This window comes from Qipengyuania aquimaris (assembly GCF_009827445.1).
Classification (GTDB): domain Bacteria; phylum Pseudomonadota; class Alphaproteobacteria; order Sphingomonadales; family Sphingomonadaceae; genus Qipengyuania; species Qipengyuania aquimaris.
In genome coordinates this window covers 978,700-991,828 of record NZ_WTYI01000001.1, presented here as the reverse complement: position 1 = coordinate 991,828, position 13,129 = coordinate 978,700, and the positions used below count along the sequence as shown (strand labels likewise).

The 13,129-nt window shown below is 62.0% G+C and carries 11 protein-coding genes; 5 read left to right on the top strand and 6 right to left on the bottom strand.

Features of this window, described 5'->3' with window-relative positions; genetic code table 11:
- Window positions 1-4 precede the first annotated feature (4 nt).
- Both grpE and GRI34_RS04845 read left to right on the top strand, forming a co-directional pair.
- Window positions 5-604: a nucleotide exchange factor GrpE gene (gene grpE / locus GRI34_RS04850; protein ID WP_090483051.1), complete on the top strand. Its 600-nt coding sequence runs from the start codon at window positions 5-7 to the stop codon at window positions 602-604.
- 20 nt (window positions 605-624) lie between these two features.
- Window positions 625-2,370: a DUF885 domain-containing protein gene (locus GRI34_RS04845; RefSeq protein ID WP_160594977.1), complete on the top strand. Its 1,746-nt coding sequence runs from the start codon at window positions 625-627 to the stop codon at window positions 2,368-2,370.
- A 6-nt stretch (window positions 2,371-2,376) separates the two neighbouring features.
- Here GRI34_RS04845 and GRI34_RS04840 read toward each other — a convergent pair whose 3' ends face one another.
- The 5 genes from GRI34_RS04840 to GRI34_RS04820 all read right to left on the bottom strand — a co-directional run bounded on the left by GRI34_RS04840 (window position 2,377) and on the right by GRI34_RS04820 (window position 6,059).
- Window positions 2,377-3,180, bottom strand: a complete 804-nt coding sequence (locus GRI34_RS04840; RefSeq protein ID WP_160594976.1) for a hypothetical protein — start codon at window positions 3,178-3,180, stop codon at window positions 2,377-2,379.
- 104 nt (window positions 3,181-3,284) lie between these two features.
- Window positions 3,285-4,451 (bottom strand): PrnB family protein, encoded by a 1,167-nt coding sequence (locus GRI34_RS04835; protein WP_160594975.1) that lies wholly within the window; start codon window positions 4,449-4,451, stop codon window positions 3,285-3,287.
- A 107-nt stretch (window positions 4,452-4,558) separates the two neighbouring features.
- Window positions 4,559-5,044 (bottom strand): GNAT family N-acetyltransferase, encoded by a 486-nt coding sequence (locus GRI34_RS04830; protein ID WP_160594974.1) that lies wholly within the window; start codon window positions 5,042-5,044, stop codon window positions 4,559-4,561.
- A complete protein-coding gene (locus GRI34_RS04825; protein WP_160596395.1) occupies window positions 5,041-5,514 on the bottom strand; it encodes a vgr related protein in 474 nt (157 codons plus the stop codon). Before GRI34_RS04825 ends, GRI34_RS04830 begins: the two co-directional genes overlap by 4 nt.
- A 62-nt stretch (window positions 5,515-5,576) precedes the next feature.
- The gene (locus GRI34_RS04820; protein WP_160594973.1) at window positions 5,577-6,059 is read right to left on the bottom strand and encodes a copper chaperone PCu(A)C; all 483 of its coding nucleotides are present in this window, start codon (window positions 6,057-6,059) and stop codon (window positions 5,577-5,579) included.
- A 179-nt stretch (window positions 6,060-6,238) separates the two neighbouring features.
- Here GRI34_RS04820 and dnaK point away from each other — a divergent pair, with 179 nt between their 5' ends.
- On the top strand, window positions 6,239-8,164 hold the full coding sequence (gene dnaK, locus GRI34_RS04815; protein ID WP_160594972.1) for a molecular chaperone DnaK: 1,926 nt from the start codon (window positions 6,239-6,241) through the stop codon (window positions 8,162-8,164).
- 78 nt (window positions 8,165-8,242) lie between these two features.
- On the top strand, window positions 8,243-9,370 hold the full coding sequence (dnaJ, locus tag GRI34_RS04810) for a molecular chaperone DnaJ (RefSeq protein WP_160594971.1): 1,128 nt from the start codon (window positions 8,243-8,245) through the stop codon (window positions 9,368-9,370).
- On the opposite strand, the gene GRI34_RS04805 is transcribed toward dnaJ, so the two are convergent.
- A complete protein-coding gene (locus GRI34_RS04805; RefSeq protein WP_160594970.1) occupies window positions 9,367-11,682 on the bottom strand; it encodes a patatin-like protein in 2,316 nt (771 codons plus the stop codon). The genes dnaJ and GRI34_RS04805 overlap by 4 nt on opposite strands.
- 72 nt (window positions 11,683-11,754) lie before the next feature.
- Here GRI34_RS04805 and radA point away from each other — a divergent pair, with 72 nt between their 5' ends.
- Window positions 11,755-13,119, top strand: a complete 1,365-nt coding sequence (gene radA, locus GRI34_RS04800; RefSeq protein WP_160594969.1) for a DNA repair protein RadA — start codon at window positions 11,755-11,757, stop codon at window positions 13,117-13,119.
- The last annotated feature ends 10 nt before the right edge of the window (window positions 13,120-13,129 follow it).

Here is a 13,129-nt window from a genome sequence, read left to right as displayed (position 1 = left end):
ACAAGTGAGCAACGAGAACACGAACGAACCGCAGGACAAGGCGGTCGATGAAGAAGTAGCGCGCGAGATGGAAGGCGTGCCGGAACACCTGCGTGACAAGGGTGGCGAAGAAGACGCTGCCGAAGAAGCCCTCGACGAAGCGCTGGCGAGCCTGCGCGGTGATCTGGAAGCGGCCAAGCAGGACGCTCTTTATGCCCGTGCGGAAACGCAGAACGTGCGCCGCCGGATGGAAAAGGATGTCCAGGACGCCCGCAATTACGCGGCGACCGGGTTCGCCCGCGATATCCTGAGCGTGGCGGACAATCTGGCCCGGGCACTCGATGCCATTCCCGCAGAACAGCGCGAGGACGAGAAGCTCAAGGGCTTCATCGCCGGTATCGAAGCCACCCAGCGCGAGCTTGAAAAGGTGTTCAACCAGAACGGCATCACGCGCATCGCAGCCAAGGGCATGCCGCTCGATCCCAACCAGCACCAGGCCATGATGGAAATCCCGACCGACGAGGTCGATGCCGGAACCATCGTGCAGGAAATGCAGGCTGGCTACATGATCAAGGATCGCCTGCTGCGTCCGGCAATGGTTGGCGTCGCGAAGAAACCCGACTGATATTTAGAAGTGGATCTGTGATGAGAACTGCAATGCTTGGAGCGGCGGTTCTCATCGCTGCCATTTCGCCGGCCTCGGCCCAGGATAGCGCGGACGAGCGTCTGGCGGCTTTGACTGACGCATTTTACGATTACCAGCTCGACACGTACGAACTCGTCGAAACCGAGAGCGGCCAGACCCGGCAGGGGAACCGCCTGCCAGCGGTTACACCTGTCGCACAACGTGACCGCGCTACTCGATATGCCGAATTGCTGCAGCAGCTGCAGGCGCTTGAAAGCCAACCTCTAGGCAAGGAAGCGCGGACCAACGCGCTGGTTTTGAGGACCCTGCTCGAAGCGGAGATCGGAGATGCCCGGTTCGCCGAATGGGAAATGCCCCTCAACAGCGATTCTAACTTCTGGTCATACCTCGCCGGAACCACTCCTTTCACCTCGGTTGAAGACTACGAAAACTACATCGGCCGGATGAGGGATCTGCCACGATATTTCGCGGAACACACCGCCAATGCGCGCGCCGGGCTGGATCGCGGTTTCAGCGTTCCAGCTGTAACCCTGGAAGGCCGCGACGCGTCTATCGAGGCATTCGTGGTCGAGGAACCGGAAACAAGCCTGTTCTGGAGACCTTTCGAGGCGATGCCTGCCTCGATCCCTGAAGCCGAGCAGCATCGGCTACGCGCGGAGGCGCGAGAGGCCATCGGCGACCATGTCACTCCGGCTTATGCGGCGCTCTTGCAGTTCTTCCGTGATGACTATCTGACGCGCGCCAGATCGACGATCGGAGCCAGCGAATTCCCCGAGGGACGTGCCTATTACGCGCAGCAAATCCGCCAGTACACGACGCTCGATCTGACCGCTGAGCAAATCCACGCCATTGGTCTTGAAGAGGTGGCCCGGATCAAGGCGGAAATGGAGCAGGTCAAGGATGAGGCCGGCTTCGATGGCACCCTTGAGCAGTTCATCACCTTCCTGAGGACCGATCCGCAATTCGTAGCTGATACCCCCGACGAGCTGATGGGGGTGGCGGCCTACACCGCAAAGCGCGTCGATGACCGGCTGAGCGATTACTTCGGCTTCCTGCCGCGGTATCGCCATGGCATTCGGCCGGTCGATCCGGCCATCGCCCCCTTCTACACTGCCGGACGGGGCGGGCTGGAATACTGCCAGATCAACACGCACGACCTGCCTTCGCGGCCCGTCTACAATATCCCCGCACTCACGATGCACGAATGCGCGCCGGGCCACAGCTTCCAGGCGGCAATTGCGCTGGAGCGCGACGATGCGCCGCGCTTCCGGCGCCAGACATATTTCTCGGGCTTCGGCGAGGGGTGGGGCCTCTACACCGAGTATCTCGGCGAAGAGATGGGCATTTACCGCACCCCTTACGAGCGGTTCGGCAAGCTCAGCTACGAGATGTGGCGCGCTGCGCGGCTAGTGATTGATACCGGCATTCATCAGAATGGTTGGACCCGCGATCAGGCGATTGACTATCTCGCCAGTCATACCGCGCTATCCGATCGTGAGGTCGAAACCGAGATCGATCGCTACATCAGCTGGCCGGGTCAGGCGCTGGCGTACAAGCTTGGTGAGATGACGATACGCAGGGTCCGGGCAAAAGCCGAAAACGCGCTTGGAGACCGCTTCGATATTCGCAAGTTTCACGATGTCGTGCTGTCGCTGGGTTCCGTCCCGCTTCCGGCCCTCGAAGCCCGGATCGATGCATTCATTGCCGACGGGGGACAGGGGCTCGAAGGCGTCACCTACGATTGAGGCGCATCAGCGGCACAGCGAGACGTCGTTGAGATAGGACTGCAGCGCTTGTCGCCGGTCGTCCGCCCACAGGCCAACCATCCGGTCGTCCGGGCGCGGGCTGGTGGAAAATTCCACCGCCCTTGCAAGGAAAGCTCGGCCATCGGCAGGGCAGAAGTCCTGCGCTCTCGAAAGGTTCAGGAAATCCGTGACGGATTGGTACTGGGCTTTGACTTCGCGTTCCTCACGGCGGCGTTCTTGCAGTCTTTCCTGCATCCGCTCGTCAGTCGCCTCGCTGCGACGTGCCCGGTCACGAAGATCGTCGACCCGCGACACTTCCGCACGGAAAGTGTCCGAGTTGCGCGGATAAAAGCGCGCGAGCGGAGGGTTGGGCTCGCTCGGCGTTTCGCGGTAATAGCGATCAACCCGCTTGGCATCGGTATCGCCGTCGAGACCAGCCCCGATTGCCGCTGCCCCGATGGCGGCTGCATTCTCGGCAAGGGAGGGGTCGCCTTTCGGGCGATCCAGCGCTTCGGTGACGGGCTCCACGAGCAGTAGGTTGACGAGCATCGCGGCATCGAAACGGTCATGGACCAGCTCGTTCATCATGCATGGATAGTAGAGGCGGTCGCCTTCGATCCAGGCAATCATGCGCTGGTCGGAAGTGCACCCGAATGAGGCGATCTCTATCTCTGGGGAGGCTTCCCTCGCTTTGCCCAGCGCCTGTACAACCAGTTCGGCACCAGCTGGAGCTTCGTCGGCAAGGGCCGGCTCGCCGGTAAGGGAAAGCAGGGCTCCAGCCGCCACCAGAACCGAGCTGGACCGTTTCATTTCTATCTCCCACCTTGCGTCCGGTACACCATGAGGGTGCGACCTTGCATCATGCTGAACGGCCCGGCGAGGAATTGCCATCCCCGCCGGGCCGGAAAGTAGCGTCAGCCGACCAGTTGGGCCCGGTTCTCGTCGCGGTGTTTCTTGAGGTACTTCATGAAGGGCGTACCGCCCGTACCAACATCGGGATCGTTGCCGGCAATGCTGCCCGCCTGCTTGTTGATGTAGCTCGCCGCATACTCAAGATGGCGGGTGCGGAAGCGGGCGGATTGTTCGAGGCAGGCGTTGAAGGCCGCCTTGAGTTCGGCATTGTCGCTTGCGGACACGAAGTCCCGCAGTGTCGACTGCGCTGCCAGATCCTCGATGAAGCGGCGGTGCTCGACCGGGCGGTAATGATGCAGCTCGTCGAGGAAACTCTTGAGCGGATCGTCGCTGTGGCCGACCTGGAAGAGCGCATCCATCGCCGGGACGATAGAGGACTGCGATCCGGTCTGGCCGCGCAGAGCCTGCGGCTTACCCTCGAAACGCTCGATCCCTTCGTAGACCAGGCCGCCGTCCTTCAAGGCAGGGTTGTTCGCCCAGCCGTGGATATAGGGCCGCACGCGGTGGAAGTAGATATAGGGATCGCACTGCTCTGGCATGCGGGCGAAATGGCCGTAAATCCGCTCCCACGCCTCGTCCATCTCCCTGAGAAGGCGGGTGGCTTCTTCCTCGTCGCCTTCCTTGGCGACTGTCACCAGCTTCGCCGCATTGTCGAGCAGGACGCCTGCTTCCGCTTCGATCGCCACATGGACGAGGACGAACCAGTTCTCGTCGGCGCCGCACAGGAAGTTCTGGTGCATGGCGATGTTATCGAGCGTGATCGGCCCCGACTTCTCGAGCCGGTACCAATTGTCGAGCACATAGCCGGAATAGGGGAGGAGCGGCGCCTGGCCGAGGCGCTCGGACAATGCGCACATCGGGCGGGCCAGATTGGCGGGAAGATGCTTGGGTGGTTCCGCTTCGCCCCAGACATAGGCCTGAACCAGGAAGGAATAGTGCACCATGGCGGTGCGGACCTCTTCCTCCGGAGCGCTCTTCACCCATTCCGAAATATCGGGATCGGGCAGGGCGTCGAGGAAATGACGGACGCGGCCCGAGGTGAGCAATGCCGACAATATGCCGGCCGCTTTCACGGTTGCGTCGAATTGTCGGGGAAGCGTGATCTCGTCGATCTCGTAATGCGAAAGGTAGCCGCGCTCGCGGCTCATACCGTAGTCTTTAAGCTCCATTGTGATGACTCATCGCCGAGCGCGGGTTGGGCCGCTCGGTCAATGCGTGCATTAGTATCCATTGAAACCGGTTTGCTCAAGATAGGGTGTGGATAGCCGCACCCTGCTCAGAGAACGCGCACCATTTGCAAGTTGCACCGCGCATAAGGCGTATGGCGCACTTCATGTGGCTCGAGGGAACGGAAATCTTTGCGGCGATAGAGGCGGGTGGCCGCCTCAAGTCGGGAGTTGGTCTCCAGCCAGAGAGCATCCGCGCCGCGCTCTCGCGCAATTTCGATGAGGCGATCGAGGATGGCGGATCCGAGGCCGGATCCCTGCGCCGAGGGGTCAGTCGCCATTTTAACGACCTCAAGCCACTTTCGCCCGTCGGATGCGGGTTCATGCGGCACGGCAAGCGCCCCGCAACCGACCACACGGCCGTCCACTTCGGCAAGAACGATGGCTCCGCCGGGGTCGAGTAGCGAGGTGACCGGATTTTCAAGCTGGCGCCGGTCGCTCTCCTCGACGCCGAAATATTCTTCGATCCAGCGCAGGTTGAGCGCCGCGAAGGCGGCTTCGTCGCCTGCCCTAAAGTCGCGGATCAGAAAAGTCATGCCGCAGCACCCGGAAAATTGACCAGCAGGTCATAGGCTGATTTGTCGCGGACACCCGCGATTTTCATCCCGTTACGCAGCCAGAAGGCGTGTTTGACGATCTCTGCCTGCTGTTCGATCCCGTATCGTTCAAGGGGCCATCCCGGCTTCAGCGAATAGTCGTATCGTGCCCACGGCATACGTTTGGTCACCAGATACCATTCCCCTCGGCTCTGGGTCTGCCAGACGTGGACCATCTCGTGAATGAAGAGCCCCTGCCGCCTGAGGCTGGCGGTCGAAAAATCGTCGCAGTAGTGCTCCGATGCGGGGTGGAAATGAACATGGCCCCTGGGCGCCATCGTCACCCGGCGGGGCTGGAAAGGAAACCACTTGCGCCGCCGGATCGTGACGCGCGCATAGTCGATTGCCGTCCCGAAAACGCTTTTCGCAAGCGCTATTTCCCCGTCGGTAAGAGGCCGCTGGCCGCCGATCTCGCAGGTTGCGGGAACGGCGCCATCGTGGCTTTCTATGTTAAGCGTGTCGCGCGGGTCGCTCAGCGCTCATCCCCGGCTGCCTGGATAGGCACTGTGAAGGTGGCGGACTTGCCACCTGCAACGGTGAGGGTCATCGCGGTCTCGCTACCGGCGACGAGATCATCCGAGAGGTCGAACACCATGACGTGAAGGCCGCCCGGTTCGAATTTCAGGGTGGCACCGGCCTGCACCGCCTGCGGGCCGGTCTCGCTCATTTCCATCTTGCCGTCCCATTCCATCGTGCCGTGGACTTCGGTCTTGCCCGCACCGTCGACTTCGGCCTTGCGCACGGCAACGCCGCGATCGCCATTGTTGGTGAGATCGAAATAGATTGCGGCGGGATTCCCGGCGACCGCAGGCAGGACCAAGCGTGCGTTTGCAATCTCCAGACCGGCCGCGTCGCTTGTAGCCGAGGACTGCGCTTCTTCTTCCGCGCCTCCGCAAGCGACGAGGGCAAGGCTGGAGCCCGCGAGAAGTGCGGCGGCGAAAACGGGTTTGATCATCGTGGAAATTCCCTCCTGTTGATGGCGCAAAAAACTAGCGGGGGACCTCCCTTGTGCCAAGAGAAACCGCACCTATATCGCTCGGGTAACACACCACTCGAATGAGCCGCCGACCGGTTCTGCCTCTCGTGGGGGACCAGACGCGCGGTGTCCAACAATGTGAAACTTATGGGGAAACCATGGCTAAAGTAATCGGTATCGACCTCGGCACCACCAACAGCTGCGTCGCCGTGATGGACGGCGGCAAGCCGAAGGTCATCGAAAATTCCGAAGGCGCGCGTACCACGCCTTCGATCGTCGCCTTCACCAAGGACGGCGAACGCCTCATCGGTCAGCCGGCCAAGCGCCAGGCCGTGACCAATCCGGACAACACGGTTTTCGCGGTGAAGCGCCTCATCGGCCGCCGTTTCGATGACCCGGTGACCAAGAAGGACACCGAACTGGTCCCCTATGACATCGTCAAGGGCAAGAACGGCGATGCATGGGTCAAGGCAGGCGGCGAAGAATATTCGCCCAGCCAGATTTCCGCTTTCATACTCCAGAAGATGAAGGAAACCGCCGAGAGCTATCTTGGCGAGACAGTCGAACAGGCCGTCATCACCGTTCCCGCATACTTCAACGACGCGCAGCGCCAGGCAACCAAGGATGCCGGCCAGATCGCGGGTCTCGAAGTGCTGCGCATCATCAACGAGCCGACTGCGGCCGCGCTCGCCTACGGTCTCGACAAGGAAGATGGCAAGACCATCGCAGTCTACGACCTTGGCGGCGGTACTTTTGACGTTTCCATCCTGGAAATCGGCGACGGCGTCTTCGAAGTGAAGTCGACCAACGGCGACACCTTCCTGGGCGGTGAAGACTTCGACAGCGCAATCGTCGAATGGCTGGCCGACCAGTTCAAGAAGAAGGAAAACATGGACCTGCGGACCGACAAGCTCGCTCTGCAGCGCCTCAAGGAAGCGGCGGAAAAGGCCAAGATCGAGCTGAGCTCGGCCCAGACCACCGAGGTGAACCTGCCGTTCATCACGGCACGCATGGAAGGTGGTTCGTCCACCCCGCTGCACCTTGTCGAAACGATCAGTCGCTCGGACCTCGAAAAGATGGTCGGCGACCTCATCCAGCGCACGCTCGAGCCGTGCAAGAAGGCTCTGGCCGATGCCGGTGTCTCCAAGGACGAGATCGACGAAGTCATCATGGTCGGCGGCATGACCCGCATGCCCAAGGTGCGCGAAGTGGTCGAAGGCTTCTTCGGTTCCAAGCCGCACACCGGCGTGAACCCCGATGAAGTCGTGGCCATGGGTGCTGCCATCCAGGCCGGCGTCCTCCAGGGCGACGTGAAGGACGTGCTGCTGCTCGACGTGACCCCGCTTTCGCTGGGTATCGAAACGCTCGGCGGCGTGTTCACGCGCATGATCGATCGCAATACCACGATCCCGACCAAGAAGACGCAGACCTATTCGACCGCTGAAGACAACCAGCAGGCCGTGACGATCCGCGTGTTCCAGGGCGAACGCGAGATGGCCGCCGACAATAAGCTGCTCGGCCAGTTCGACCTCGTGGGCATTCCCGCAGCACCGCGAGGCGTGCCGCAGATCGAGGTGACCTTCGACATCGACGCCAACGGCATCGTGAACGTCAGTGCCAAGGACAAGGGCACCGGCAAGGAGCAGCAGATCCGGATCCAGGCATCCGGCGGTCTGACCGATGCCGACATCGAGCAGATGGTCCAGGACGCGGAAAAGTTCGCGGACGAAGACAAGAAGCGCAAGGAAGGTGCCGAGGCCCGCAACCAGGCCGACAGCCTCGTCCACGCCACCGAGAAGCAGCTCGAAGAGCATGGCGACAAGATCGACGCTTCGCTGAAGAGCGAAGTCGAAGAGAAGGTCGCGGCGCTCAAGACCGCTCTTGAAGGTGACGATGCAGCAGACATCAACGCCAAGGCCCAGGACCTGTCGCAGAGCGCGATGAAGATGGGTCAGTCGATCTACGAGCAGGAGCAGGCCAAGGCTTCGGCCGATGCTCCGAGCGAAGACGGCGGCGATGCAGGCAGTGACGAAGAAGTCGTCGATGCCGAATTCTCCGAAGTCGACGAAGACGCGAAGAACTAAGGCTCCTGATGAAAACCTCGACCGCCATCGGTGCGAAACGCGCCGGTGGCGGTTGGATTTTCAGCAGGCGGGATCATCATGTCAGCTACTGAAATCGACTTTTACGAATTGCTCGGCGTAAGCCGGGACGCGGATGGCGCGACGATCAAGTCCGCTTACCGCAAGCTCGCGATGAAGCATCATCCGGACCGCAATCCGGGATGCACCGAAAGCGAGAACACCTTCAAGGCGGTCAGCGCCGCCTATGAATGCCTCAAGGACCCGCAGAAACGCGCAGCCTACGACCGTTTCGGTCACGAGGCCTTCACGCAGGGAATGCAGGGCGGGGGCGGCCACGGCCACCCGGGCGCCGATTTCGGCGATATCGGCGATATTTTCGAAACCATTTTCGGCAGCGCCTTCGGTGGCGGAGTCCGGGCGCAGCCGCGTCGCGGGGCGGACCTGCGCTACGACATGGAGGTCACTCTCGAAGAGGCTTTCGACGGCAAATCGACCGAGATCGAAATCGAAGTCAGCCGCTCGTGCGAAACCTGTCACGGCAGCGGCGCGACGCCGGGCACCCAGAAGCGGACCTGCAACCTGTGCTCGGGCCAGGGTAAGGTGCGTGCAAAGCAGGGCTTCTTCGTCGTCGAACGCCCCTGTCCCAATTGCCATGGCGATGGCGAGATCATCACCAGCCCCTGCAGGGACTGCCGCGGCGAGGGTCAGGTCGACGTTCCGCAAAAGATCGAAATCGACATCCCGCCTGGCGTCGATACCGGCACGCGTATTCGCCTGTCGGGCAAGGGCGAAGCCGGACCGCGCGGCGCGGCGCCGGGCGATCTCTACATTTTCGTCCACGTAAAGCAGCATCCGATCTTCGTGCGCGAAGGAACGACGCTGGCAACACGTGTGCCGATCAGCTTTACCAAGGCTGCTCTTGGCGGTTCGATCGATATTCCCGGCCTGGATGGCGAGGAAATCACGCTCGAAATTCCGGCCGGTATCCAGTCAGGCAAGCAACTGCGTCAGCGCGGCGCGGGGATGCCCATCCTCCAGGGCCGCGGTCGCGGGGATATGGTGGTGGAAATTGCCGTCGAAACCCCGACCAAGCTGAGCAAGCAGCAGCGCGAAATCCTCGAGCAATTCCGCGATACAGAGACCGGCGACGAATGCCCCGAAAGCAGGGGTTTCTTCAACAAGATCAAGGACGTGTTCGGCGGCTAGACCAGGCGTTCGAGGACTTCGGAACGTATCTGATCGAGGAGGCCGCGGGCGCACCGCCCTGCGGCCTCTTCTTCGTCCAGGATGGCAAGAAACGCCTTCTTCTTGAAACTCCTGACGACCAATTCGCCCGGAGCATGGTCTACAGTGGAACAGACCAGATCGATCATCCGCTCCGCCCCGTGCAGGCGACCCCACAGGTAATCGTTCTCGCGATAGGACCTGCTGAAGAACGCACCGAAATTGTAGAACTCGATCCCGCGCAATGTGGCCCGTGTTCCGCCCTCGCGAATGCTGCGCGCGTCGTCCGGGCTAATGCGGTCTACCTTCACCGGATCGAATTCTGTGAAGCCTTCATTTCGCAGCAGCGGCAATGTGGCGACGTCGTAAAACGGGAAACCGAGGTAGGCGAAAAGCATCCGCCGTTTCAGATTGGCCGGCATCGCCTGTAGCGCCTCCGCCAGCATCTCCTCCGCCTTGTCGTCGGTATCGATCAGCAGGCGCTTGCTTTCGATCGTGTCGAGCACCGTGCCCGGATCGCCCAGCACACTCTGCGCCACGTCGTGGAAATCATCGCCAAGCGAGGCGAGGCCTTCCTTCTCGAAATATAGCGAAAGGATGGAATAGATCGCATCCCGGCCGTGTTCGAGAGCGTCATCGGAGATCTCGGGATCGGCTTCCCAATCGCGCGCCAGCCTGCGGGCGAGCAGACGCAAACGCCTGATGCGAAAGCCGATATCGTGTTCGCGGAAGAACCCGATCGCTTCGCTGGTCGCTCCGCCGTTTCCGCTCGACAGCGTCGTGAGCCCGCGGCGCAGCAATTCCTCGCGGAGGACTTCCTCGACCGCAAGATGATCGGGCAGGTGGAGCGATGGTGCTGCATCGTATGCCAGCTTCGCGAGGCGCGAGACGATGCCGCTGAGTTTTGCCTGCGCGTAGGAGTGAAAGGCGTAACCCGCCTGCTCCGCCGCAGCCTGCTGTGCTTTCTGGCGCCAGGCTTTCAGCCGCTTGGGCGTCGGCCGGTCGAGGAACAGCGTGCGGCCGAACAGCCGTTCAACGGTGGCGTCGACTTCGGGTCGCAGCGCGGCGACGATCCGCTGCAATCGCTCCGCCTCGCGGCTCTGTTCGTCCAATTGTTCGAGGTTGTCCCGGATGGGCTGTTCGCGCGGGATAGTCGAAAGCGAACCGAATATGGCCGAAAAGAACCCCACGTCGCGCGATGCACGCTCGTCGCGCGAACCGAACCTGTCGGGGCGCGGGTCGACATAGACGAAACGGCGGTCGACCTCGCGCTGGGCCGGCCTTCCGCGCAGCGCGGCCATGGCTCCGCCAAAAGGCTTGTTCACCAGTACCGAGCCATCGATCAGCGACACGGTATCGGTATCGCCGCGCATGACGTGGATGGGCATGATGGTGTCGAGAAATTCCTCCCGGCTATGCCAGTCGCGGCCACTGTCCTTCGCCAGCCGGTCGATTTCCTCGATCTTGAGCGGCGGGAAGGCGCCCGGAAAGCTCGCCGTAGCCCGCGCGGCAAAGACCAGCTCCAGCGGATTGGCGAGATCTTTCCCGCCAGTGCCGGGCACCCTGCTGCGCATCGAGATAGGCAGGCGGTGTTCGGTATCCTCAACCACCGGCGGACTGTTTAGGCGAAGGAGCTCCAGATAGCCGTGAAAATCGGTCGTCGTGACGAACAGGTCAAGCGGATGGCCGGGAGGCAGCAAGGGAGCCTCGACCGGCGCATCGGCCATGGCGCTGAAGGCGCGCTCGAGCAGTTTCGAGAAGCCGAGGCCGGAAAACGGCGGCTCGAACCACCTCCCGCGGATGAGATGCGATACCTTGCGCCTCACTTCGGCGCGGGTTTCCGGAGCGACTTCTTCGGCAATCTCGGTGCCCGGACGGCTGAGTAGGAAGGTCGCGAGCGGCTGCGCCCAGAACTTGCCTCCGCGCCACCGCAGTCGGGCGTCGGGATCGGTCAGCTCATCCACATCGGCCACTTCGAGCCAGAGGTCCGTCAGTGGTTCGAGGCTTTGCCCGGAATGAATGGCCTGCGCGAGGAAAACGGCGTTGATCCCGCCCGCGCTCGCACCGCTCATGATGTCAGGGATGATCCGCAGGCGGAGTTCGTGATCCTCCTCGATCGCGCCGAGCATTTCGCGATAGACCGCATCGACACCGGATGAAGAGGGTGCACCCGAATGATAATCGCGACTGGCGCGCGCAAGGTGCCACAATTCGCGTGTGACCCCGTGCATATAGACCGCCAAGCTGACCCCGCCGTAGCAGACAAGCGCGATCCGAAGTTCTTTTTGCCGCATCGCCCATGCTTGTGCACACTCGACGTCGCATTGGCAATTGCGTTCCGCAAATGTTCCGTCTAGCCAACACCCATGGCCAAACCGAAGAAACGTTATGTCTGTCAGGCTTGTGGCGGTGTTTCGCATCGCTGGCAGGGACAGTGCGCCGACTGTGCGGAATGGAACACTCTGGTGGAAGATGCGCCAGCTACCGTGTTCTCCCTGAAGCATGACCTCTCCAGCGGGGGCAGGGCGGTCGAATTCGTGGACCTCGACAAGCCGGGCGAGATGCCGGTGCGGCAAAAGACCGGTCTGGCCGAATTCGACCGGGCACTCGGCGGCGGCCTCGTGCCGGGCAGCGCGATCCTGATGGGCGGCGATCCCGGGATCGGGAAGTCGACACTGCTTTTGCAGGCCGCAGCCAAGGTGGCGCGGGAAGGGCACGGCGTCGTCTACGTCAGCGGCGAGGAAGCGGCAGGGCAGGTGCGTATGCGCGCGGCGCGTCTTGGTCTCTCCGATGCACCGGTCAAACTCGCGGCGGCGACCGGTGTGCGCGACATCCTGACCACGCTCGGCACGATGGAGCCGCCCAAGTTCCTCGTGATCGATTCCATCCAGACCATGCACTCCGACACGATCGAGGGCGCGCCGGGAACAGTCAGCCAGGTTCGCGGCTGTGCCTTCGAATTGATCCGTTATGCCAAGGAGAACGGCGTTGCGCTGGTGCTGGTCGGCCATGTGACCAAGGACGGTAACATCGCTGGCCCCCGTGTGCTGGAACACATGGTCGATGTGGTGATGAGCTTCGAAGGCGAGCGCAGCCACCAGTACCGTATCCTGCGTGCGCTCAAGAACCGGTTCGGAGCAGTCGACGAGATCGGCGTGTTTGCCATGGCGGGGGAAGGGCTGGAAGAGGTCGAGAACCCTTCGATGCTGTTCCTTTCCGGGCGCGACCAGCAAATGGCCGGAAGCGCGGTTTTCCCGGCGATGGAAGGTACGCGGCCAGTGCTCGTGGAAATCCAGGCGCTGATCGTGCGATTGCAGTCGGGTGCAACGCCCCGCCGCGCGGTAGTAGGCTGGGACAGTGGCCGCCTCGCCATGCTGCTGGCCGTGCTGGAATCTCGCTGCGGCCTGAATTTCAGTTCCGCAGAAGTCTATCTCAACGTCGCAGGGGGATATCGCTTGTCGGATCCCGCCGCCGACCTTGCCGTCGCGGCAGCCTTGGTCAGCGCACTTGCGGACAAGCCCTTGCCTGACCGCAGCGTATGGCTCGGCGAAGTGAGCCTTTCGGGCGAAGTCCGTCCCGTCGCTCATGGCGGTATCCGGATGCGGGAAGCGGCCAAGCTCGGTTTCAAGGCCGGTTTCGGTCCAGCCGATGAAAAGACCGCTTCGTCAGACTTGGATTACAAGGGTTTGGGACAACTCGCCAACCTCGTTGACCGTATCATGGCGACATAATAAACCTCCC

What these genes read in the sequence shown, in the direction of transcription:
- GRI34_RS04840 (WP_160594976.1), bottom strand. Translation starts at nt 3,180, where the DNA reads ATGAAACGGTCCAGCTCGGTTCTGGTGGCGGCTGGAGCCCTGCTTTCC.
- GRI34_RS04820 (WP_160594973.1), bottom strand. Translation starts at nt 6,059, where the DNA reads ATGATCAAACCCGTTTTCGCCGCCGCACTTCTCGCGGGCTCCAGCCTT.
- dnaJ (WP_160594971.1), top strand. Translation starts at nt 8,243, where the DNA reads ATGTCAGCTACTGAAATCGACTTTTACGAATTGCTCGGCGTAAGCCGG.
- GRI34_RS04830 (WP_160594974.1), bottom strand. Translation starts at nt 5,044, where the DNA reads ATGACTTTTCTGATCCGCGACTTTAGGGCAGGCGACGAAGCCGCCTTC.
- GRI34_RS04845 (WP_160594977.1), top strand. Translation starts at nt 625, where the DNA reads ATGAGAACTGCAATGCTTGGAGCGGCGGTTCTCATCGCTGCCATTTCG.
- GRI34_RS04805 (WP_160594970.1), bottom strand. Translation starts at nt 11,682, where the DNA reads ATGCGGCAAAAAGAACTTCGGATCGCGCTTGTCTGCTACGGCGGGGTC.
- GRI34_RS04835 (WP_160594975.1), bottom strand. Translation starts at nt 4,451, where the DNA reads ATGGAGCTTAAAGACTACGGTATGAGCCGCGAGCGCGGCTACCTTTCG.
- dnaK (WP_160594972.1), top strand. Translation starts at nt 6,239, where the DNA reads ATGGCTAAAGTAATCGGTATCGACCTCGGCACCACCAACAGCTGCGTC.
- radA (WP_160594969.1), top strand. Translation starts at nt 11,755, where the DNA reads ATGGCCAAACCGAAGAAACGTTATGTCTGTCAGGCTTGTGGCGGTGTT.